We start from the raw sequence: 22,945 nt of genomic DNA, 5'->3' as shown, positions 1-22,945 counted from the left end.
AAACTTTCTTCCTCTGTTCTTTCCATTTTATTGTATCAAAATTCTCTATAATCAATATTACAAACTGATGAAAAATCAAGAACAGATTGATTGCAGTTTATCTCAGAGACTCTTTTACTTCCTTGCGGAGATTTTCCAGACTACTAATGCCGTATTTGTCCATAACCTTTGGTAGATTTTCGATGATATCAGGACAGGCATAAGGATTGGTAAAGTTGGCTGTTCCAACTCCGATAGCAGAGGCTCCAGCCAGGTACATTTCTAGGGCAGTTTCTGCCGAATCCACTCCTCCCATTCCAATAATAGGCAGGTCTGTTGTTTGGGCTACTTGGCGGATGAGTTTGAGGGCTACTGGAAAGACTGCTGGACCAGACATTCCACCTGTTCCATTGGCCAAGATTGGTTTTCTGGTTTTTAGGTCAAAGCGCATACCAACTAGAGTATTGATCATGGTCAAGCCACTTGCCCCCGCATCTTCTGCAGCTTTTGCGACTGTGACAATATCCGTCACACTAGGAGTCAGTTTGACATAAACTGGCACATCAGAGGCTTCCACAGCCGCTTTCACCACATCATAAGCTAAATCTGGATCTTGACCAATCAAAAGACCGTGATTACAGTGGTCAACATTGGGGCAAGAAATATTGAGCTCAATAGCCTTTACATTAGCTGCCTTGGAAATTCCTCGAGAAACAGCAGCATACTCTTGTTTTGAAAAACCAGCTACATTGGCAATAATAGGAAGATTTGGATATTCTCTTTCCAGCCAAGTTAGCTTTTCGGCCAAAACAACTTCCAAACCCGGATTTTGCAAACCGATTGCATTGAGCATACCAGCGGGAGTTTCTGCCACCCTTGGAGTTGGATTGCCAAAACGTGGTTCAAGTGTTGTCGCCTTGATCATAATAGAACCTAAAAGGTCTAAATCATAGTACTTGGCATACTCTTGTCCAAAACCAAAACAGCCTGATGCTGGAATGATCGGATTTTTCAAATCCAAACCAGGTAGAGAAACTTGTAAACGATTTGTAGTCATGATTTTCTCCTTATAATACAACAGTTCCTGTTCGGAAAACAGGACCATCTTCACAGACGCGTTGGCTGACCGTCTCGCTTTCTGGCACTTTTAGGACACAGGCATAGCAAGCCCCCATCCCACAAGCCATACGAGATTCCAGAGATAGATAGGCTCTTGGGTGGTCATAAAAGTTTTGATTGATATACTTCATCATGCCAGGCGCCCCACATGAATAAACAGCATCAAACTGACTGTCTAAGTCATTGATGACAACAGACACATTTCCTTTAATGCCATATGAACCATCATCTGTCGTTACAAAAACCTGACCATATTGGGCCAATTCCTTTTCAAGGATAACAGCATCCTTGTTAGCAAAACCAAGGACTGTCACTACTTTCACACCACGCGCATGTAATTCCTTGGCCACCTCAAGCAAAGGAGGTACACCAATCCCACCTCCAACTAAGAGAACCTGGCTCTGCTCATCTAGGTCAGACAAGTCAAAACCATTTCCCTGAGGACCCATCACATCAAGAGTATCTCCCTGACTTAAGGTTGAAAAAATAGCTGTCCCAGTTCCCTCAATCCGATAAATAAGATGACACTGCTTATTTGCCTTATCAATAGACGAAATTGAAATAGGACGACGCAAAAGATGGGCATCATCAGGCACACGCAGATGAAGGAATTGGCCTGCTCGCATAGCTTCAACCATTTCCCCTTCTAGGACTAATTCAAAGATTGCTGGCGCGATTTCCTCCTGTGCTACCACCTTCATGGTTTCCAAACGAATTGCACCCAAACGTTTCTTACATGTGGGATTCATGACTTCTCCTCCTTAAATTTTAAGGGGACCAGATAAAGAAAAGACCTTGCTAGTGCAAGGCCTCAGTTAAAATTGTACAACAGAAGAGAGCACACTCAAAAAGTCTCCTCTAGAAAATTGTACTATTCTTTTATCTGACACCTTGTGAGTCTCTCTGGACTCCCCTTAAAGGTTAAATTTTTACTAGTATACTCTTTCAGCTAAAAAAAGTCAAGTAGAAAACGAACATTCTACTTAACCTCACGAGATTATTTTTCACGAATGACTTCGACCTTGTAGCCATCAGGGTCTTTGACAAAGTAATAGTTAGGCGCAGTTCCTGGTAGGCCATTTGGCTCAGTAACTTCATAACCTTTGGCACTGTGCTCTTGATGAAGCGCCTCAAGATCAGGTGTACTTAGGGCGATATGGGCAAATCCATCTCCAACCACATAAGGACCATGATCGTAGTTATAAGTCAACTCCAACTCATAGTCATCACCCTCAAGACCTAGATAGACAATCGTGAAGGCATGGTCTGGAAAATCTCTGCGACGCAATTCTTTAAATCCAAAAGCATCTTGATAAAATGCGATTGATTTTTCAAGATTTTCTACTCGCAAGCAAGTATGTAGCATTTTTGAAGCCATATTTTTCTCCTTTATTTTTAAAAAGACTGGGACAATCCTGTTCCAGTCTTATCTGTTATTATTTACCAAGTTTTGCTTTAGCTGCATCTGCAAGAGCTGTGAAAGCTGCTGCATCGTTAACAGCCAAGTCAGCAAGCATTTTACGGTTAACTTCGATCTCAGCCAATTTCAAACCATGCATCAATTGTGAGTATGAAAGTCCGTTCATACGAGCTGCCGCGTTGATACGAGTGATCCACAATTTGCGGAAGTCACGTTTTTTCTGACGACGGTCACGGTATGCATAGTAGTAAGAGTTCATTACTTGTTCTTTTGCAGTACGGAACAAGATGTGTTTAGCTCCATAGTAACCTTTTGCTAATTTAAGAATACGTTTACGACGTTTACGTGATACAACGCCACCTTTAACACGTGCCATGTTTTATTTCCTCCAAATATTTCCTAGAATTGTTTACTTACAGTCAAGCTATTATTTCAAGCGAGTAAGCATTGCTTTGATACGTTTGTAATCTCCTGAATGCACCATAGATGCTTTACGAAGATGACGACGTTGTTTCTTAGTTTTTCCGTGGAAACGGTGAGAAGTGTAAGCACGGAAACGTTTAAGTCCACCAGAACCTGTACGTTTGAAACGTTTAGCTGATGCGCGGTGTGTTTTTTGTTTTGGCATGATTTTTTCTCCTTTATTTAACTTTCTGACAATTATTTTTTGTCAGTCGCTGGCGCCAATTGCATGAACATTTGACGTCCATCCATTTTAGCACGTTGTTCGATGATGGCAATATCTTGAGTTGCTTCAGCAAACTCGGCTAAAACTTTTGCACCAATCTCTTTATGGGTAATCATACGACCCTTAAAGCGAATAGATACCTTAACTTTATTTCCTTTTTCAAGGAATTTGCGTGCATTGCGAAGTTTTGTATCAAAGTCACCCTTGTCAATAGTTGGACTTAGACGAACTTCTTTCACAGTAACAACACTTTGTTTTTTACGTTGTTCTTTTTGCTTCTTCTGGTACTCAAATTTGAACTTACCGTAGTCCATAATTTTTGCAACAGGCGGTTTGGCTTGGGGTTGAATCAATACTAGGTCAACATTAGCGTTATCAGCCAAAGCTTGCGCTTCACTGAGTGGCTTAATGCCTAGCTGTTCTCCTTCAAGACCAATCAAGCGAACTTCACGTACACGAATCTCATCATTGATGAATAAGTCTTGCTTTGCTATGGTTTTCACCTCTTTTGTTTTATTAGAGAAAAACAATAGCGGACTCGTAAATATACAAGCCCGCACGTTATGATAGCGTTTCTTAGAAACTTTTCATCCGTAGGGCCAGGCAACTTAATGTCACAAGGCGAGAAGCTCTCACTTCTGCTTTTCTCAACTTTTATATGATACCAAGTTTTCTAGCTCTTGTCAAGATAAAAAGTTATTTTTTTGAAAAGTTTCTGCTCATTAACCAACCGTTTCGATTTTCCAACTATTCCACCCCTTAAAGCGTATAGCTCCTTGCTGGTCAGTTCGGTAAACTTTGCTATTGATAGTTTCCAGTCGTATCAAAGTTTCCTGATGGGGGAGTTTCGTTCGATTATTCTTTCCAACTGAAATGAGAGTGAACTCTGGTTTGAGTTTTTCTAGAAAGGCTGAACTTAATGATTTTTTAGAGCCATGTTGGCTAGCTTTCAAAACATCCACTTCTAGGTCAGGATATTGCTTCAGCATGTCCTTCTCTCCTTTCTCCTCCAAATTTCCTGTGAAAAGAAAGTTTTTATCCAAGAGCTTTCCATACAAAACCAGGGAATCTTCATGATCTCCATCTCCAATTTTCCTTGGAGATAGGACTTCTAACTGACTTCCGAAAATTAGCACATTTTCCCCTTCTGCCACACTACGCACCTTGGTTTTAGTAGCCTGTAGTTCTGCCACAAATTCCTTCTGTTTCAAACTGCCTTTGGACACTAAAATTTCACCTACATGGAAAGCATTGGTCACCTCCAACAAATCTCCAACATGTTCCTTGTTCGTATTTGTCAAAATCAGCTGGTCAATCTTGGCTACTCCTCTATTTTTGAGATAGGGTATCAAGGTTCGCTGGGCATTGCTGGTTGTCGCCTTTTCTTGCCATTTTTCAATTTTCTTATCAGACTCTGCCTTACCTCCCACATCTATGAGAATGGTCTTACCAGTTACATCCCGTAAGAAAATACTTTCGCCTTGCCCCACATCCAGCATGGTGATTTCATTTTCCAGTGGATACTTGGTCAGGAGAAAGAGCCCTGTAATCAATAAGCTCAATACCGTTAGCCTTTTAATGTTTTTCCTCAAATCATAAACTAAAGCCAAGGAAATTAACAATAAAATTAAAAGCCATGCATTGGGTTGTCCAAAGACTAGAGGCCTACTTGCCACCTGCGATACCAGGCGAATAATGCCCTCTAACCATTCAAAAATAAAATTAAGCTGAATGACTGGATAGAGAAAGGAAAGGGCAAATAAGATAGACAAGAGCGGTAAGAAGACCAAGTCAAATAGAAAAGAAAAGACAAAGGTCAAAAGAATGGACCAAGGCTGAAATTCTGCAAAATAGAAGGATAAAATAGGTAGTATGCCCAAGGAAATGACTAGACTTTCTCTAGCAATAGCCTTAAGCCCCTCATCTTCTTTGCTAGTCATAGTCAAGATAAAAGCATAAGCACATGACAAAACTCCTCCTGCAGTCAGGAAAAAGTTGGGCATGATAATAAAGAGGACAAGAACCGTCAAGGCAAAATTATCCAAGCCCTTAACACCATGTTGAGCCAGTAACTTTTGCAAGAGACTGCGAATGACCGAAGCTGAAAATCCTGTCAGACCTGCATAGATAAGGGAAAAGGGATAGGTCAGCCATTCCAACTTTTCTTGGGTCAAGCCCAATCGCAAGAGAAGTTTCTTAAATCCATCCATGAAAAAGCCTACCTGCATGCCCGACAAGGCAAATAGGTGGATAATTCCTAGACTAGAATAAAGCTCATTCATCTCCTCAAAGTCTGTATCCAGATGTCCTAATAGAAGCCCCGTCATGTAATTGCGCATAGGATCTGGAAAATGCGTCTTAATCCAAACTACAGCCTTTCGACGTAAACTGGACAGGTTTTCACCTATATCCCAACTGCCAACCTTTTGAAGTGACTGGATTTTTTTGATATTGAGAGTCTGGTAAATTCCCTGAGTCTTCAGATAAGCTTGGTAGTCAAAGCCACCAAAATTTCTCTGCCCTTCTGGCTCCGAAAGCTTCCCTTCTAGTTCTATATTATAAAGGTCTGTCAAGGTTTGAAATTGCTCTTTCTCCTCCTCTGTCTGGAGTTTATAATAAACTTGAAAAATACTTCCATCAGACTTGCCACGAAAGGATAGACTGTCACCATTAACCTTAATAGTATCAGGCAAAATCCGTACCCTTTCAACAGAATCCGCCAAATTTTGACTCGCTTGACTCTGTTGCCAATTTTGAAACAGAAACCAGAAACCAAAGATTCCACAAATCACTAGAACTCTGCCTGCTGATTTCCAAGGAAATTGAATAAAGAGACAAACTAGCAGAAAAACAAAGCCTAGCAGTGCGAGATAGGACGCTCCAAAAATGGCGTAGTAAAGCCAGAGTAATAAAAAGCTCAGATAGATTAGGGGGATAGGGAAATTCTTAATCCACTGTGACATAGTCTTTTAACTTTTCTATGGTCTTAGCGCCAATACCAGAGACCTTCTTTAATTCATCTACTGACTTGAATTTGCCATTTGTCTCACGATGATCGATAATATCCTGGGCTCGTTTTCCTCCCAAGCCTTTGACCTTCTTGAGTTCTTCCAGACTAGCTTTATTTAGGTTGACCTTCTTATCTTTACTTGTCGAAGGAGGCGTTCCAGAGGCAGTCTGCTGACTAGCCGCTTCTTCTCCCTTAGTTGGAACATAGACAAGAGCCTCGTCACTGACTTTCTGAGCGAGATTGAGCGACTTACTATCTGCATCCTCTGTCAATCCACCAGCTTTCTGAACGGCATCATGAACCCGACTACCTACTGGCAAATCATAAATCCCTGGCGATTTAACAGCACCTTTGACATCTACCGTAATCAAATCTTGTTCAAGAGATTCGTCCTTTTCTTCCTTCTTGACTTCTTTTTCAGACGATGAATCCTTTGAAACAGCTGCAACTTCAGCCTGTAAATTTGTTTCTGTGACGGATTTTTGTGTAGATGGTTTTAGCAAGAAAAATCCGCCCAAGGCCAAACCCAAACCAGCACAGATGACAATGATTTTATACTCTTTGATTTTCTCGATAATTGCTTCCATATTTTCTCCTCTCTTAGATTATTCGTAAGAGGAAGAAAAAACAGCTGAAAAATATTTTCAACTGCTTACTTATTTGCAAAATAGTCTTCCTTAGTCAAGACATAATGAACCCTTGTGATAATTCGACCTGGTTCTTTATTATCCATTCTGGCATAGGGTTCTTCGTGGGAAAAGCGCATACCTGATTTCTCCATGACCTTTCCTGATGCGGGATTGTCTTTGTCATGAAGGGCGGTCAACTTGTTCATTCCAATCTTCTCAAAAGCCAGCTCAATCACGGCCCGATTTGCTTCTGTCGTCAATCCTTGATTCCAATACTTTTTATTGATAATGTAGCCAATAGCTGCTTTTTTGAGAATGTGGTCAATCTTGTGCAAGTCAATGGTTCCAATAAACTGGCCAGTGCTTTTTAGTTCGATTCCCCACCGTCCCAAGGGACTAGCCAAGTAAAACTGAGCGATGTTGTTCTTGGTTTCTTCTAAGCTTTGATTTGTTGGAAAAGTGTAACGCGTATTTTCTCTGTCCGAGGCATACTCAAACATTTCTTCCGCATCATCCAAGGTTACAGGTCTAAGCAATAAACGCTCTGTTTCCACTATTAGATACTGAGCTAGTTTTAAAAAGATTGATTCCATACTTCTCCTCCATTTAAAAATATTTTCTACCAGTCTAGCATAAAAAAGAAGTGATAACAAATTTTTCTTGCTTTTTAAAGCGGTTTCATATAGAATAAAATCATCACCTTATTTTATAGATAATTGTGATAAATCATTTACAGCCCGTCAATAGAAAGGGAGTTTTTCTCTATGTTAATCGGAATTCCAAAAGAAATTAAGAATAATGAAAACCGTGTCGCCCTCACACCTGCTGGTGTCCACAGCTTAGTCGGTCGTGGTCATCGCGTCCTTATCGAAACAAATGCTGGTCTCGGTTCTGGCTTTACTGATGCTGACTATCAAAAGCAAGGAGCTGAGATTGTCGCTACTGCTAGTGAAGCTTGGGCCGCAGAGTTAGTCGTGAAAGTAAAAGAACCATTAGCTTCTGAATATGGGTACTTGCGTGACGACCTGCTTCTCTTTACCTACTTACACATGGCCGCAGCGCCTGAATTAGCAGATGCTATGCTAGTAGCAAAAACAACAGGGATTGCCTATGAAACTGTCCGTGATTCCCAAGGTCAGTTACCACTCCTCGTACCTATGAGTGAGGTTGCAGGCCGTATGGCAGTCCAAATCGGTGCTCATTTCCTAACTAAGCAAGCAGGAGGTTCTGGCGTTCTACTGGGTGGTGTACCGGGTGTACCTAAAGGGAAAGTAACCATCATCGGTGGCGGTGTCGTAGGGACCCATGCTGCCCGCATCGCTTTAGGATTGGGAGCGCAAGTGACCATCCTTGATATTAGTGCTAAACGTCTCTCCGTTTTAGAGGAGGTCTTTGGTCATCAAATTCAAACCCTTATGTCCAATTCGCTCAACATCGAAGCCAGTGTGAGAGATGCGGATGTGGTGATCGGAGCGGTTCTCATCCCAGGTGCCAAAGCACCAAAATTGGTGACAGATGAGATGGTCAAGCAAATGCGTCCAGGCTCTGTCATTGTGGACGTTGCCGTTGACCAAGGTGGCGTTATCGAAACGGCTGACCGTGTGACCACGCACGATGAGCCTGTTTATGAAAAACACGGTGTTCTCCACTATGCCGTTGCTAATATTCCTGGTGCGGTTGCTCGCACTTCAACCATCGCCCTAACCAATGTCACTCTTCCTTATATCGAAGCTTTGGCTGGCAAAGGATTCGCACAAGCAATTGCTGAAGATGAGGGCTTGCGTCAAGGTGTGACCACTTATCAAGGTTACTTAACTAGCCTACCAGTTGCTCAAGGACTCGATAAAAAACATACTCCAATTGATGAACTAGTATAAAAATCTAATTATCAGATAAAAGAAAGAGCAATTCCACCTGAACTGCTCTTTTTTGCTATTCTGTTTCTTCTTGGACTTCTTCACGCTCTTCATTTTTAACTGGAGCTGGTTCATAAGCTCGGATAATCTGAGCGACAACTGGATGGCGAACCACATCCTTAGCTGAAAAATGAACAAAGTCAATCTGGTGAATGTTCTTGAGCTTTTCTTGGGCATCAATCAAACCGGACTTGACGTTACGCGGAAGATCAATCTGACTGATATCTCCATTGACAATCATCTTAGAATTAAAGCCTAAACGAGTCAAAAACATCTTCATCTGCATGATAGTCGTATTTTGCGCCTCATCAAGAATGACAAAGGCATCATCCAAGGTTCGTCCACGCATGTAGGCAAGAGGTGCAATCTCGATAATTTCACGTTCCATGAGACGAGTTGTTTGGTCTTTGCCCAGAATCTGATACAAGGCATCATAAACAGGTCGAAGGTAAGGATCTACCTTCTCCTTAAGATCACCCGGAAGAAATCCAAGACTCTCACCAGCTTCCACTGCTGGACGAGTTAGGATAATTCGCTTGACCTGCCCGCGTTTAAGGGCTGTCACTGCCAAGGTAACTGCAAGAAAGGTCTTCCCAGTCCCTGCAGGTCCGATTCCAAAGGTCACATCATGCTGTTTGACACTGTCCACATAAAGTTTTTGACCCAAGGTTTTGACACGGATAGGCTTCCCAGTATTATCCTTGATGATTTCTTCTTCGTAAAGGGCGACAAACTTGTCGATTTCATCGTTTTTGACCATGCTAATTGCAGTCACCACATCTGGCGTCCCAACCGTCATCCCACGATTCACCAAAACCATCAAGGCTTGGACAACCTGACGGGCTTCCTCACATGCAGCTTCTTCTCCCAAAACCTGCACAATCTCCGTACGAGCATGAATCACAACATCAAGCTCTTCTTCCATCAAACGAAGATGGCGTTCATTGGAACCAAAAAGATGAAACAGGTCATCTGGATGACTCAGTTGAATGTCTATTGAATGTTCCTTCAAATAAAGAACCTCTCTAATCCTTTTATTTCTTTTTATTATAACAAAGGGGTGGAGAAATTACTAGCCCAAACCCAGTGAATAAATGCTAGTGTTCTAAGTATTCTTGCCAGATAGCGTCAAAGTCTCCTAGGTTAAAAGAGAAACTGGCATGCTCCTCCAAAAAGCGACTCACCTCATCAAAATCATCTGTGTGTTTTGGAAAGGCTGATTCTTCAAAAGCTAGGTCTGCCAAAATGGCTTTAGGGCTGTTACTTTTAGGATTGCGCTCAGTCATGAGCCAAGTGTAAAATGATTTTCTCATAAATCTCCCTAAATCAACTCTGTCCCAAACTGGTCTTGCTTGATTTTACCAGCCTTCATTAAGCCACCTAAAGCTTTCTTGAACTGACCTTTAGAAATGCCAAAGGTTGCCTTGATGTCGTCTGGAGATGACTTATCATTTAAGGTCATGAAACCGCCATTGCTTTCCAAGTAAGTCAAAATCATCTGAGCATCATTTTCCAACATTTCAAAAGAACGTGGTTTGAGGGAGAGGTTCAACGTGCGGTCCACTTCACGGAAACCAATGACACGCGCATCTAGAACTTGTCCCAAACGTGGCTCTGCGTAACGCTCGCTAGGATGGATAAAACCAAGCATGTTATTTTCTGGCAGATAGACAAAGGTCCCTGACAGCTTGAGACGGTAAACAATGGCTGGCCAGTTTTGATTCTGCATGTTGTTGTAGGCAGGACGAGCCAGACGTTGGAAATCTTCTTGATAAGCCAAGAGTCCCCAGATACGGTCTTTCTTGTCCACTTCAAGACGGATGTAGAGTTGGTCGCCCTTCTTAGGCCAAAGTTCCTTAAGCTCAGGGAGGATATCGAGTGACACAACGATTTCCTTGTCAGGAAGGCCTGTATCCACAAAGACACCCAAGTCTTTACGAACTTCCGTTACAGTTCCCCAACCAAATTGGTCCTGAGTGGCAGTCACTTCTATGGTTGTCAGGCGGAGTTTTTGCTTCATATCCGTGTAGGCAAAACCTTTGACCGTATCCCCTACTGTATGTTGACCTTCTTCCTTAGCAAGAGCATAGGTTTGACCATCCTTTTGCACAAAGTAAAAACGGTCGTTTTCATCGATGATGAGTCCAACGATAAAACTTGCAAGATTTGTATTCATATTTCCTTCTTTCGAATAAAACTCAGCCAGCAATGCCAACTGAGTTTTTCTGTTTATTTTTAGACTTCCAAAAGTTCTTTCTCTTTGTTAGCAGTCATGTCGTCGATGTGTTTAACAGCATCGTCTGTTACTTTTTGAATGTCTTTTTCAAGAGTCTTCAATTCGTCTTCAGTGATTTCTTTTGCTTTTTCTTGTTTCTTAGCTTCATCCATAGCATCGCGACGGATATTGCGGACAGCCACTTTAGCATTTTCTCCGACCTTCTTCACTTCTTTAGCAAGGTCACGACGAGTTTCTTCTGTAAGAGCAGGGATAACCAAGCGAATCACAGAACCGTCGTTAGCTGGTGTGATTCCAAGATCAGAAGCGTTCAAAGCACGTTCGATGTCTTTCAATGAAGACTTGTCAAATGGTGTTACCAACAAAACACGCGCTTCTGGAATCGTAATTGAAGCGATTTGGTTAAGAGGAGTTTCGACTCCATAGTATTCTACATGTACACGGTCAAGCAAGCTTGCATTGGCACGGCCAGCACGGATACCACCAAATTCACGAGCAAGTGATTGGTGAGACTGGGTCATTCTCTCTTTAGCTTTTTCAATAATTGCGTTAGCCATAATCTTTCTTATTCCTTTTCTTAGATATTATTTGAAACTGTTGTTCCGATATTTTCACCAAATACGACACGTTTGATGTTGCCTGGTTGGTTCATGTTGAAGACAACCAAGTCAATGTCGTTGTCCATAGAGAGGGTTGAAGCTGTTGAGTCCATGATACGAAGACCTTTATTGATAACATCACGGTGAGTCAATTCTTCAAATTTAACAGCTGTCTTGTCCTTCTTAGGATCGGCATTGTAAACACCATCTACGCCATTTTTAGCCATAAGGATAGCATCCGCTTCGATTTCAGCTGCACGAAGGGCCGCTGTTGTATCTGTTGAGAAGTAAGGTGAACCAATTCCGGCACCAAAGATAACGATACGGCCTTTTTCAAGGTGACGAAGGGCACGTCCACGGACATAAGGCTCTGCCACTTGTTGCATAGCAATAGCTGTTTGCACACGTGTATCAACCCCAACTTGTTGCAATGAATCTGCCATCACAAGAGCATTCATAACAGTCCCAAGCATTCCTGTGTAATCTGCCTGAACGCGGTCCATACCTGCTTCTGCTGCAGGTTCTCCACGCCAGAGATTTCCTCCACCAATAACAAGGGCAATTTCGATACCTAAGCTATGAACTTCTTGAATCTCTTTTGCGATTGTTTGAACTGTTTGGATATCAATCCCTACGCCACGTTCACCGGCAAGGGCTTCACCTGATAACTTGATTAAAATACGTTTATACTTGGGATTCGCCATTTTCACTCTCCTTTTTTTATCCTACCTATTTTATCACAATTTCTAAGATTTTTATAGTATCATGAGCAATTCTTTCAAAAAAATTAGACTGTTAAAAATTCCTCTAAGTCGCTAAGAGCACGCTCTGCAATTTTTTCATAACGAGCCTTCTTATCACGGATACGCTCGCCTTCCAACTCCTTGATAATTCCGAAATTGACATTCATCGGTTGGAAATGTTTGCTGTCAGCATGGGTGATGTAATGAGCTAAGCTTCCAATCGCTGTTGTCTCTGGGAAAATAGCCTCGCTTTCTCCCTTGAAAAGACGAGCCGCGTTAATTCCCGCAACTAATCCTGACGCTGCGGACTCAACATAGCCTTCCACACCCGTCATCTGACCAGCAAAGAAGAGATTTGGTTGTTTCTTAGAACGGTAGGTCTGTTCAAGAAGATTTGGTGAATCCATGTAAGAATTGCGGTGCATAACACCATAACGAACAAACTCAGCATTTTCAAGACCTGGAATCATTTGGAAGACACGCTTTTGTTCTCCCCATTTGAGGTGGGTCTGGAAACCAACGATATTGTAGAGGCTACCAGCCGCATTGTCCTGACGCAGCTGAACCACCGCATAAGGTGTTTTGAATTCTCCATCACGAGGTCCTGTGTAGTCGTCTGGATACTCAAGACCCACTGGTTTCATAGGGCCATAAAGCATAGTTTTAATGCCACGTTTAGCCATGACTTCGATAGGCATACAACCTTCAAAATACTTTTCTTTTTCGAAAGAATTGAGCGGTGCTTCTTCCGCATTGACCAAGGCTTCATGGAAATCCATAAATTCTTGCTTGGTCATTGGCGCATTGAGGTAGGCCGCTTCTCCCTTATCATAACGAGACTTGAGATAGACTTTGCTCATATCGATGGTGTTGACGTCGATAATAGGCGCTGCCGCATCGTAGAAATAGAAACCATCGCCATCATTAAGGGCATGAATTTTTTCAGCCAAGGCATCACTTGTCAAAGGACCAGTCGCCACAACTGTAATAACATTTGTCGGCAATTCTGTAATTTCATCACGCACCACTTCAATCAAGGGGTGGTTGGCCACTTTTTCGGTCACCATTTGGGAGAAAACATCACGGTCCACCGCAAGAGCTCCTCCTGCAGGAACACGGGTTGCTTCAGCAGATTCTAAGATAACAGAACCCAAGCGACGCATTTCTTCCTTGAGGAGACCCACTGCATTTGTCAAAGCATCTCCACGAAGAGAATTAGAACAAACCAATTCAGCAAAATTGTCTGTTTTGTGCTGGGGTGTTGACTTGACACCACGCATTTCATAGAGTTTAACTGGAATACCACGTTCTGCGATTTGGTAAGCAGCTTCAGACCCTGCCAAACCTGCTCCGATAACATTGATATAAGATTGAGACACGACACTAATACCTCTTTGGGTGGAAACTAAGTCCAAATAAAAACAAGCTACTAGACTATTTGACACCCACAAATCTTTCTAAATTCATACTTGGTCCATTATACCAAAAAACTAAGTAAAAAGACAGACAGGAGAATTCCTGAATGTCTTTCAAAAATTATTCTTTATTGAAACTGAATATCTTCCAACCCAGTTTTCTTTCATATTTTATACTAAAACGTACTTCAGTATTCTTAGGTAATTTTTCAATTTCAACTATTTGAGCAAGTACGTATTGAAAATCAGAATCAGTCCAATTGTCAATATCCTCATCAGTTAATTGAAGGTTTTGTTTTCGTACCTCTTTTATATCAATGTCTATGTCAATACCAAAGGTAGAACGATTGTCAGCAACCCTTTTCAAAAGTAGATCACGATTACGAACAAGCGTCTCTTCATCAAGATTGTTGACTCTACTTGGGTCTAGGTCCTCAATTAAGGGAGTAAGTTCTTCTACATCTGTCTTCAGAATTGCCTCCCTCTTTTCTTGTTCTTCAAGACGAGTTTTAGGGTTGCCACTATATTCTTCTTTTGGAACTAAAGAGTAATAGGATTTAAAAGATTCCAATTCAATTGAATTTTTAATATAAAGCTTCTTAAGCTGATTATCTTTTAAATATGTAGAAGTCAAACTATCACTTTGAAGTATCTTATTATAAGCTTCCTCAAGTCGGTCATAGTTATCATCTTCAGCAACATACTCCATTTCTAAACGATAGACTGTTTTTTGGGAAAAACCAAAGAAAATTTTCTTTTCAACTTCTTTAAGTCGCGGATTGTATCTAAGGACTGGAGTCTTCTCAACATAATCTTTTTCAAAATCCACATAGACATCTACAAATTTTTTATTTCCTTTAATGTAAAATGGAAATCCGTAGTATCCAAAGGTATCAGCAGTCGAGTATCCTTCTGCTTCTAACCCTGCAGCTTCTACTACGGAACGAATGTTTGAAATAGATGTTTTAGCTAAATCACGATCGACTCTGTTGTTACATGCTGACAAAATAAATAAGGTGAGAATAGGCAACAGTAGGCCAATTACTTTCTTCATCGCTTTGCTTTTCATTTCTCCTCCAAATAAGCAATCTTAGCAAAATGTTTATGATTGTTATTTCTATTTCGGGAAGAAGGCAAACTTCCCTGTTTAGTCATTTTCTTGGTTTTCTTCCCAGTCGTGATAGGCAGCGTAGAGTTGACTTTTATTCCACTGGTAAATCTTAGCGACTTCCTTGATAGCTTGATTTTTCTTCATACCATGTTGGATGCGGGCTTGGATTTCTGAAAACAAGTCCTCCTCGTCCTTTTCTTCCATATCCTGACTGGCACCTTCAACGATGAGAAGGCATTCTCCCTTAAGTGGCGTTTCGGAGATGCTTTCCAGCAATTCAGAGATCTTTCCTCTTTGGTATTCTTCATAAATTTTAGTCAATTCCCTAACCAAAACGACCGAGCGGTCGCCATAAACTGCTAACATATTTTCCAAAGTATCTGCCACACGATGGGGAGATTCATAGAAAATCTGAGTTTCAGGATAATCTTTTTTTGAGTCGAAAAATTGCTTTTGCTGGCCTGATTTTCTCGGTAAAAAGCCGTAAAAGATATGTGGTTGTGGCGCTAGACCGCTAGCAATCAAGGCAGAAATCCCTGCAGAGGCTCCTGGAACTGTGACAACTGCAATCTCTTCCTCAATAGCTGCCTTAACCAAATCATGACCAGGGTCTGAGATGCTAGGCAGACCCGCGTCGGATACCTGAGCAATACTTTGCCCTGCTTTCAGGAAACCAATCAAATCAGGAATCTTTTCCTTGGCATTGTGCTCATGAAAACTGATTTGCTTGGTAGAAATGTCAAAATGCTTGAGCAATAGACCTGTATTGCGTGTGTCCTCAGCAGCAATCCAGTCCACTTCTTTCAAGGTCTGGATTGCTCGAAAGGTTATATCGTCTAGATTGCCAATCGGCGTTGCCACTAGGTACAGCTTGCCATAGGGAGACTGCCCCTTAAAACTTTTTTGAATCTGCATGCTTACTCCCTGTATAACAACTCATCACAGAACATACATTCTTCGTCCTGTTCTCGACGTTGTCCATAAAAATCATTACAAACGTGAAATCCATCACGGTAAATGCGACGGACACTTTCACGAACATGCTTAGCCTTGACAGGAGCGTCTGCTTCCACCTCACCCAAGCGTTCTCGCAACTTACTATTTTCCAAGCGAAGAGCTGTATTTTCTTCTACCAAGCTCTTGAGATTTTTCTTGATGGCTTCCACATCGGCCAAGGTTACCAATAACTGTTGGGAAAAATCGTCCAGCGCGTCAAATAATTCTTTTTTGTCCATAAAACAGCCCTTTCCTTTCTTTATCATTCATTTTTGAGTTTATATTTCTTTCAAGACCAGATATTCCATAGCATTTTGAAAGCTGACATTAGCCTGCCACATTTTTCTAGCTTCTAGCAAATCTTGTAGAATCACTCTTACTCTTGCTTGTAAGATATCTTGTCCACAGAGGACTTCAAAAATCCGTAAAACCTGATCTTGTTTTTCCTTATCATCTGCCAAGCTAGCTAGTTTGGCAACTTGCAAATAACTTTCTTTTTTCTTAGCCACTAACCAAGTTAGCAGGCGTTCACTTTCATCGACCAAGGTCCAAAAATTTGCCTGATGTGCCAACTTTTCTGCTTCAGCTCGTGATTGACTAAACTGAGCTAAAAGGATCGCCTTTTTCTTAACCAGTCCCATTTGTTCTAAGAGCAAAATGAGCTTTTCTTCTTGTTTTTTAAAGTGAAAAATTTGCGTCCGACTGCGGATTGTTGGTAAGATCTTTTCCTCATCGCTGGTCAAGAAGAAGATATAAACCTCACTCTGGGGTTCTTCGATGACCTTGAGCAGAGAATTGGCTGCATTAGGATGCATTTTCTCAGCTTGCTCAATGATAAAGACCTGTTGCTGACTTTCAATCCCTGCTTGGGAAAACTGACCCACCAATTCCCGAATGCGTTCTGTCTTGATGACCTGATTGACTGGTTTAATCAAAGTGACATCGGGAAATTCTCCCAGTTCAATCAGCTTACAATTTCGGCATTTCTCACATGGTAAAACACCTACTTTATCTGTACAAAAAAGGCTCTTAGCCAAAAACTGCGCCATTTCCAAGCTTCCAAAGAAACCTGAAAAGAGGTAGGCATGATTGAGCTGGTCTTGTTCTAGGATACGGACAAAGTGGTCAAACTGATCTGGCTGCCAGGCCTTTAGTTGATCTTGTTTCATTTAGCTAATCCCATTCTATCAAACAAGACAGCCTTTGTGGTTTCCACAACCTCCTCCAATGGAAGACTCGCATCAATCTTGACAATGCGATTTCCTTCTTTTTCCAGGAGAGAAAGATAGCCTTTACGGACTTTTTTATGCAAGTCCAAACCTTCCAAGTCCAAACGATTGACCTCACGATTGCTATTAGCAGCAATGCGAGCCAGTCCTTCTTCCACCTCGATATCAAAATAGAGTGTCAAATCGGGTTTAAGGCCATCTGTCGCAAACTGATTGAGCCAATCAATGGCGTCAATATCTAAGCCACGACCAAATCCCTGATAGGCAACGGAACTATCGATGAAGCGGTCCATAATGACCAACTTACCAGCTTCAAGGGCAGGGAGAACTTTTTCCACCAAGTGCTGTCTGCGACTGGCGATATAGAGTAAAAGCTCTGTTTTAGCATCCATCTGAGTATGACTTGGATCCAAAATCACTTCCCGAATCTTCTCCCCAATCAAGACTCCGCCAGGTTCACGGGTCGTCAGCACCTCTACCCCTTTTTCCTCTAAAATTGGTAGCAGAGCCTCTAAAACACTGGTCTTTCCTGCTCCCTCTGGTCCCTCAAGAGAGACTAAAAATCCTTTTGACATGTCTAACTCATTTCTTTTTTACTACTTCTATTCTATCAAAAAAATGTGGGTTTGTGACAATCTTTTTGTCTTCTCATTTCAACCACCATAAAAGAGGCAGATAAAACTACCTCTTATTTACCTAATTCTTGTGTTCGTTTGTAGGCTTGACCAACTGCATCCATGACCGTTCCTCGAAAAGCATGCGCTTCTAAGCTCGCTACACCAGCGATAGTGGAACCTCCTGGGCTACAAACTTGGTCTTTCAAGACCCCAGGATGCTCTTGGCTTTCTAGGACCAATTGCCCAGCTCCTACCACAGTTTGAGCCGCCATTTTCAATGCCGTTTCTCGTGGCAATCCCGTCTGAACACCTGCATCTGCCAAGGCTTCGATAAAGAGATAGACAAAAGCCGGTCCACAGCCTGCAAGACCTGTCGCTGCGTCGATTAAGCCTTCTCCTAGTTCAACCAAGAGACCAGCCTTAGTTAAAAGCTGACAAAATAGCTCACTGTCCTCAGCCCTGCAATTAGAAGACAAGGCATAACTAATCACTCCTTGTCCGATAGAAGCAGGGGTATTTGGCATCATACGAATAATTCGGTGTTGACTTGGAAGAAGACTAGCCAGTTTTTCCAAAGTCAATCCAGCTGCCATGGAAATCAAAAGAAGACTTTCTCTTTTTTCAAGGATGGTCTGGTATTGAGAAAGCAGTTCAGAAAACTGAGCAGGCTTAACTCCTAGAAAAATCACATCTGCTTCTGCAAAGATTTCTTCATTGCTGGAAGCCTGACCACCAAAGTCTGCAATGAAAGCATCTACCTTGGCTTGACTACGATTGGCAAGAAGAATGTCATCACACGTCTTAGCCTGCAAAACAGCCTTGGCCAAGCTAGCACCCATATTCCCCAAACCGATAAATCCAATCTTCATCTCTTACTCCCTTATCTGTCCGTCACCAGTAACCACATACTTGTAGCTAGTCAACTCCTTCAAGCCCATTGGACCACGCGCGTGCAATTTCTGAGTAGAAATCCCCATTTCACAACCAAGACCAAATTGGCCACCATCTGTGAAACGAGTTGAGGCATTGACATAAACCGCTGCAGAGTCCACTTGATCTGTAAAGTAAGCTGCAGCTTCAGCATTTTCAGTCACAATGGCATCCGAATGATGAGTACTGTGTGCTTCAATATGCTCGATTGCTTCCTCAAGACTTGAAACTACTTTAACAGCTAGGACATAGTCTAAAAACTCGGTGTCAAAGTCTTGTGCTTCAGCTGCGTGACCTGAAACAAACTGACTTGCTGTGCTATCTACACGGAATTGAATTGGTTCCAGACCAGCTTCTTTTCGATTCGCAACCAGTACTTGCTCCAAGCGAGGAAGGAAGCTTGCTGCCTTGTCTTCATGAACCAGCAGAACCTCCATGGCATTACATACAGAAGGACGACTGGTTTTGGCATTGTTGATGATAGACAGCGCCTTGTCTTCGTCTGCATCCTTGTCCACATAAACATGGACAATCCCAGTTCCTGTCTCAATAACAGGTACGATAGCATTTTCAACCACGGCATTGATCAAACCAGCCCCTCCACGAGGAATGAGAAGATCTAAATAGCCCTTGGCCTTCATCATAGCATAGCTACTTTCTCGGCTGGTATCTTCCACTAGTTGAATCACATCTGGATGAATGGTAGTTGTTTCCAAGCCCTTCTTCAAGGCTGTGACAATGGCATGGGCCGTTTGATAGGCATCCTTACCACTACGAAGAACAACCGCATTTCCACTTTTAAGAGCCAAAGCAGCCGCATCAGACGTCACATTTGGACGGCTTTCATAGATAATACCGATGACCCCCATAGCTACACGTTTTTTGGTGATAACCAAACCATTTTCAAGCTGACTTGTTTCTAAAACTTCACCGATTGGATCTGGTAAAGCAACCACTTCACGAATCCCAGTTGCCATCGCTTCTATACGACCTGCATCCAAATAAAGACGATCTAGCATCACATCTGAGATTTTACCCTTAGCAGCTTCCATATCAATGGCATTGGCTGCTAAAATCTCCTCAGTAGCAGCCACTAAGTGGTCAGCCATGGCTAGCAGGGCTTGGTTTTTCACGACTTCACTAGCTGTGTTGATCGATTTTTTAACAGCCTGTACCTGTTCAAATTGTTCTTGTGTACTTACCATAGTTTACCTCTAAAATTCTGTAAAGAGTAGTTGGATTTCAGGAGTAATGGAAATCCAGTCATCACGGTGAATCAAGACACCCTTGGCTTTTTGAGAACGCAACATATCCTCCAAAGCAGATGCTCCAAATTGCACGCGTCCTTTTCCAAGTGATTTTCCACTTTCCTTGTCACATACTGTCACGATATCACCATAAGAAAAAGCTCCTTCTGCGTCAACAATACCAGATAAAAGAAGACTCTTGCCATGTTGAGAGAGAGCTTCTGCAGCCCCTTTATCAACCCAAATAGAACCTTGGCTCTGAGCATAAAAGGCCAGCCATTGTTTCTGAGTACGAAGTCCCTTCTCTTGCGCAACAAAGTAGGAACCATTCTTGGTCTCCTCAGCCGCTTCAATCATGGCATCTGTCTTCAAGGATGAGCAGATATAAACAGGAACTCCTGATTCTGTCGCAATAGTTGCAGCCTTGATTTTTGTTAGCATGCCCCCAGTTCCGTTTGACGAACCAGCTCCACCGGCCATATCGATAATCTCACGGTTGATTGTCTCGATTCGCTCCAAGTGTTTGGCTGTTGGATCTGAATTAGGATTTCCAGTATATAGACCGTCTACGTCTGTCAAGAGGACCAAAAGGTCTGCTTGGACCATGGCTGCTACCTGAGCACTTAGAGTATCATTGTCCCCAACCTTGAGCTCATCAATAACGACACTGTCATTCTCGTTGATGATAGGAATCGCTCCACGGCTAAGTAGAACTGACAAAGCCTGATGGGCATTTTTATAACGGCGCTTATCCACAAAGTCATCCTGGGTCAGCAAGATTTGTGCAGAAACGATTTGGCGCAAGAGAAGATTGGTCGTGTATTCTTCCAACAAAAGCCCTTGCCCTACCGCTGCTGAAGCCTGTTTATCAGCAATCTTAGTCGGACGCTTTTTAAATCCTAAGGCACCAAAACCTGCAGCAATGGCACCCGACGACACCAAAATCAATTCATGACCAGCTTCGTGCAACATAGCCAACTGCTGGGTAATAGCCTTTACCTTACTACGTGATAAACTTCCATCCTCATTTGTCAGAGAAGAAGTCCCCACCTTAAAGACAATCCGTTTGTATTTCATAGTCTCACTCCGATTCTTCATATTTATCCATTATAACATGAATGGCAGGAAATAGAAAAGAGTTGATAGGAAAAAGAAGGCCCTAAAACCTTCTTTTTTACTACTGTTCTGATTCCGATTTGTTTGCACTCGTTTCAGAGCTTTGTGAAGTTGAGGAAGTCAAATCCTGACTAGTTGAAGAACTTGTAATACTTTCGTGTTGACTCGTTTCTTTATTTTCAAGATCTTTTTTCACTACTTCACTAGATTCTTTTATTTCTGAATTACTTGTGACTTTAGTTGTAACAGATTTCTCTACCGGAACATCCACTAACCAGGCACCACTTGAATCAACAGTATAACCTTCTGGTGTCTTACCATTCACAAGTAATTGACCATTTTCTTTTAAGAAGTACCATTTATCCTTGTCTTTGATCCAACCCACAGCTCGTGAACCGTCTGTCTTGTAGAAATACCAATCATTTGCCTTTTTAAGCCAGCCTTGCTTCATAGCTCCTGATTCTTCTAGATAGTAATGATGACCAGAAACTTCTATCTCGCCTGTCTTCATGATACCAGTAGAATCCATATAGTACCAGATTTCTTTATCTTTTACCCAACCCGTTTTCATTTCTCCTGATTGAGCAAAGTAATACCATTGCCCCTTATATTGAAGCCAATCTGTCTTCATAGAGCCATCGTTTGATAAATAATAGGACTGACCTCCAGTATTTATCCAACCAATTTCCATCTGATTTTCTTTGTTGAAATAATACCAGCTTCCATCGATTTTTTTCCAATTTTTAGCAGAAGCGCCAGAGTCTGTCAAATAGAACCAACGATTGTTCCATTTTTTCCATTGATTCTGTAACAAGATACCCGTTTGATTGAAGTAATACCATTCACCCTTGATTTCATTCCAACCTACTGCATATTCTCCTGTAGAATCAGGTGCTTGATACCACCAATTCCCATATGCACTCTTATGCCAACCAGCTTGAAAACTTGGAATCGGCTTGTAGGAAGTTGAAATATTGACAAAACCGTCTTTTTGAATATCAAAAACTGTTGCATCATAGTCTTTGCTGGCTGCGTTGATTCTCTCAATTCCTCGTTCTTTAAGCCAATTGACATACTCACTATCAACACCATTTTTCCAAGGTAAACTATCCGAAGTTTGAACAATCAAACTCGGACTCAAATTTTTAATAAAATCCTTGGTATTTGATTTGTTGGTATCATGGTGATGATTAAACTTCATCAAATCAACTTTTCCAATGAGAGGACCATACTTGTCTTCTGCTCCATGAACATTATCTAAGTCGCCCCCAAGGTAAATTTTCTTACCATTGACTTTTACCACGCTAATCAAAGAATTAGAATTATCATCCCAAATTTTCTTTAATTCACCTGATGAATCAGTTTCATTTTCATAGTTATAGAGTTGAATATCCATGTCTCCAAACTGAAAATGAGCATCCCCTTGTGTGATATTTTGAATAACTGAAACACCTTTTTCAGCAGCAGTCTGTAAAACCTTATCATAGCCATACAGATTATCCCATAGACGTTCAGAATTAGTAATACGATTATCACTATATTTTTTAAGATAAACTCGGTCAACTGGATAGGTAGACAGTAATTCATCAACATTTCCAATATGGTCACTGTGAGTATGAGTGACTAAAATAAAATCAAGTTTTTGAACACCCAATTCCTTCAAACGACGAAAGACACGGTCTGTTAGAACATGCTTATAAGATGTTTCAATTCCTTCTCTCCACGGATAACGAGAATCACTTCCATCTGGGAAATCATAATCTTCTCCTGTATCAATCATGGCAAAATGTCCATTGCTTTCAAGAATAATCGCATCACTGCCACCTTCTTGAACATTGATAAAGTGAATTTTATTTCCTGAACTTTCTTGAGCTTGAACATCTCCATACCATGACAAACCTAAAAAAGCGCCTGCAAGTGCTAAACTAGTTAATTTCTTTTTCAT

At 41.6% G+C, this 22,945-nt stretch carries 25 protein-coding genes and 1 other annotated feature; of the genes, 1 reads left to right on the top strand and 24 read right to left on the bottom strand.

The window, feature by feature from the left end; genetic code table 11:
- Window positions 1-97: 97 nt before the first annotated feature.
- The 9 genes from MK480_RS05500 to MK480_RS05460 form a co-directional block, all read right to left on the bottom strand.
- Complete coding sequence (locus MK480_RS05500; protein WP_172672632.1) at window positions 98-1,084, bottom strand: dihydroorotate dehydrogenase; 987 nt, start codon at window positions 1,082-1,084, stop codon at window positions 98-100.
- The gene (locus tag MK480_RS05495; protein ID WP_060628467.1) at window positions 1,047-1,847 is read right to left on the bottom strand and encodes a dihydroorotate dehydrogenase electron transfer subunit; all 801 of its coding nucleotides are present in this window, start codon (window positions 1,845-1,847) and stop codon (window positions 1,047-1,049) included. The genes MK480_RS05500 and MK480_RS05495 overlap by 38 nt, the downstream gene beginning before the upstream one ends.
- A gap of 248 nt (window positions 1,848-2,095) precedes the next feature.
- The gene (gloA, locus tag MK480_RS05490) at window positions 2,096-2,476 is read right to left on the bottom strand and encodes a lactoylglutathione lyase (RefSeq protein ID WP_000157153.1); all 381 of its coding nucleotides are present in this window, start codon (window positions 2,474-2,476) and stop codon (window positions 2,096-2,098) included.
- Between the two features lie 58 nt (window positions 2,477-2,534).
- Entirely contained in the window at window positions 2,535-2,894 is a 360-nt protein-coding gene (gene rplT, locus MK480_RS05485) for a 50S ribosomal protein L20 (RefSeq protein ID WP_000124834.1), read from the bottom strand.
- 51 nt (window positions 2,895-2,945) lie between these two features.
- The gene (gene rpmI / locus MK480_RS05480; RefSeq protein WP_001125943.1) at window positions 2,946-3,146 is read right to left on the bottom strand and encodes a 50S ribosomal protein L35; all 201 of its coding nucleotides are present in this window, start codon (window positions 3,144-3,146) and stop codon (window positions 2,946-2,948) included.
- A gap of 32 nt (window positions 3,147-3,178) precedes the next feature.
- Entirely contained in the window at window positions 3,179-3,709 is a 531-nt protein-coding gene (gene infC, locus MK480_RS05475; protein WP_000848180.1) for a translation initiation factor IF-3, read from the bottom strand.
- Window positions 3,710-3,724: 15 nt separating this feature from the next.
- Window positions 3,725-3,856, bottom strand: a sequence feature (ribosomal protein L20 leader region).
- 72 nt (window positions 3,857-3,928) lie between these two features.
- A complete protein-coding gene (locus MK480_RS05470) occupies window positions 3,929-6,169 on the bottom strand; it encodes a DNA internalization-related competence protein ComEC/Rec2 (protein ID WP_268707301.1) in 2,241 nt (746 codons plus the stop codon).
- Window positions 6,153-6,803 (bottom strand): helix-hairpin-helix domain-containing protein, encoded by a 651-nt coding sequence (locus MK480_RS05465; protein WP_024057981.1) that lies wholly within the window; start codon window positions 6,801-6,803, stop codon window positions 6,153-6,155. Before MK480_RS05465 ends, MK480_RS05470 begins: the two co-directional genes overlap by 17 nt.
- Window positions 6,804-6,868: 65 nt before the next feature.
- Window positions 6,869-7,438, bottom strand: a complete 570-nt coding sequence (locus MK480_RS05460; protein WP_024057980.1) for a GNAT family N-acetyltransferase — start codon at window positions 7,436-7,438, stop codon at window positions 6,869-6,871.
- Window positions 7,439-7,609: 171 nt separating this feature from the next.
- Here MK480_RS05460 and ald point away from each other — a divergent pair, with 171 nt between their 5' ends.
- Window positions 7,610-8,722 (top strand): alanine dehydrogenase, encoded by a 1,113-nt coding sequence (gene ald, locus MK480_RS05455; protein WP_024057979.1) that lies wholly within the window; start codon window positions 7,610-7,612, stop codon window positions 8,720-8,722.
- 55 nt (window positions 8,723-8,777) lie between these two features.
- Here ald and MK480_RS05450 read toward each other — a convergent pair whose 3' ends face one another.
- The 15 genes from MK480_RS05450 to cbpE form a co-directional block, all read right to left on the bottom strand.
- Window positions 8,778-9,773, bottom strand: a complete 996-nt coding sequence (locus MK480_RS05450) for a PhoH family protein (RefSeq protein ID WP_268707300.1) — start codon at window positions 9,771-9,773, stop codon at window positions 8,778-8,780.
- Window positions 9,774-9,858: 85 nt separating this feature from the next.
- On the bottom strand, window positions 9,859-10,074 hold the full coding sequence (locus MK480_RS05445; protein ID WP_001232084.1) for a YozE family protein: 216 nt from the start codon (window positions 10,072-10,074) through the stop codon (window positions 9,859-9,861).
- Window positions 10,075-10,082: 8 nt separating this feature from the next.
- Window positions 10,083-10,937, bottom strand: coding sequence for an RNA-binding virulence regulatory protein CvfB (gene cvfB / locus MK480_RS05440; RefSeq protein ID WP_001095435.1), 855 nt, complete (start codon window positions 10,935-10,937; stop codon window positions 10,083-10,085).
- A 59-nt stretch (window positions 10,938-10,996) separates the two neighbouring features.
- On the bottom strand, window positions 10,997-11,554 hold the full coding sequence (frr, locus tag MK480_RS05435) for a ribosome recycling factor (protein ID WP_001262225.1): 558 nt from the start codon (window positions 11,552-11,554) through the stop codon (window positions 10,997-10,999).
- 20 nt (window positions 11,555-11,574) lie between these two features.
- Window positions 11,575-12,300: a UMP kinase gene (gene pyrH / locus MK480_RS05430; RefSeq protein WP_000002995.1), complete on the bottom strand. Its 726-nt coding sequence runs from the start codon at window positions 12,298-12,300 to the stop codon at window positions 11,575-11,577.
- Between the two features lie 83 nt (window positions 12,301-12,383).
- A complete protein-coding gene (trmFO, locus tag MK480_RS05425) occupies window positions 12,384-13,718 on the bottom strand; it encodes a methylenetetrahydrofolate--tRNA-(uracil(54)-C(5))-methyltransferase (FADH(2)-oxidizing) TrmFO (RefSeq protein ID WP_261052493.1) in 1,335 nt (444 codons plus the stop codon).
- 157 nt (window positions 13,719-13,875) lie between these two features.
- Window positions 13,876-14,823 (bottom strand): hypothetical protein, encoded by a 948-nt coding sequence (locus MK480_RS05420; RefSeq protein ID WP_084888319.1) that lies wholly within the window; start codon window positions 14,821-14,823, stop codon window positions 13,876-13,878.
- Between the two features lie 78 nt (window positions 14,824-14,901).
- Entirely contained in the window at window positions 14,902-15,780 is an 879-nt protein-coding gene (rsmI, locus tag MK480_RS05415) for a 16S rRNA (cytidine(1402)-2'-O)-methyltransferase (protein ID WP_150922647.1), read from the bottom strand.
- A gap of 2 nt (window positions 15,781-15,782) precedes the next feature.
- Complete coding sequence (gene yabA, locus MK480_RS05410) at window positions 15,783-16,100, bottom strand: DNA replication initiation control protein YabA (RefSeq protein WP_000358228.1); 318 nt, start codon at window positions 16,098-16,100, stop codon at window positions 15,783-15,785.
- A 39-nt stretch (window positions 16,101-16,139) separates the two neighbouring features.
- Window positions 16,140-17,030: a DNA polymerase III subunit delta' gene (locus MK480_RS05405; protein WP_150922646.1), complete on the bottom strand. Its 891-nt coding sequence runs from the start codon at window positions 17,028-17,030 to the stop codon at window positions 16,140-16,142.
- On the bottom strand, window positions 17,027-17,665 hold the full coding sequence (gene tmk / locus MK480_RS05400) for a dTMP kinase (RefSeq protein ID WP_084888325.1): 639 nt from the start codon (window positions 17,663-17,665) through the stop codon (window positions 17,027-17,029). Before tmk ends, MK480_RS05405 begins: the two co-directional genes overlap by 4 nt.
- A 113-nt stretch (window positions 17,666-17,778) precedes the next feature.
- Window positions 17,779-18,576, bottom strand: a complete 798-nt coding sequence (gene proC / locus MK480_RS05395) for a pyrroline-5-carboxylate reductase (RefSeq protein WP_084888327.1) — start codon at window positions 18,574-18,576, stop codon at window positions 17,779-17,781.
- Between the two features lie 3 nt (window positions 18,577-18,579).
- On the bottom strand, window positions 18,580-19,842 hold the full coding sequence (locus MK480_RS05390; protein WP_261010858.1) for a glutamate-5-semialdehyde dehydrogenase: 1,263 nt from the start codon (window positions 19,840-19,842) through the stop codon (window positions 18,580-18,582).
- Window positions 19,843-19,851: 9 nt separating this feature from the next.
- Window positions 19,852-20,961: a glutamate 5-kinase gene (gene proB / locus MK480_RS05385; RefSeq protein WP_239822298.1), complete on the bottom strand. Its 1,110-nt coding sequence runs from the start codon at window positions 20,959-20,961 to the stop codon at window positions 19,852-19,854.
- Between the two features lie 100 nt (window positions 20,962-21,061).
- A complete protein-coding gene (gene cbpE / locus MK480_RS05380) occupies window positions 21,062-22,945 on the bottom strand; it encodes a phosphorylcholine esterase CbpE (protein WP_084951270.1) in 1,884 nt (627 codons plus the stop codon).

The organism is Streptococcus mitis (genome assembly GCF_026782895.1).
GTDB classification, from domain to species: Bacteria; Bacillota; Bacilli; order Lactobacillales; family Streptococcaceae; genus Streptococcus; species Streptococcus mitis_CB.
Note: the sequence above shows the minus strand (reverse complement) of the source record. Positions and strands in the feature narration are given on the sequence as shown.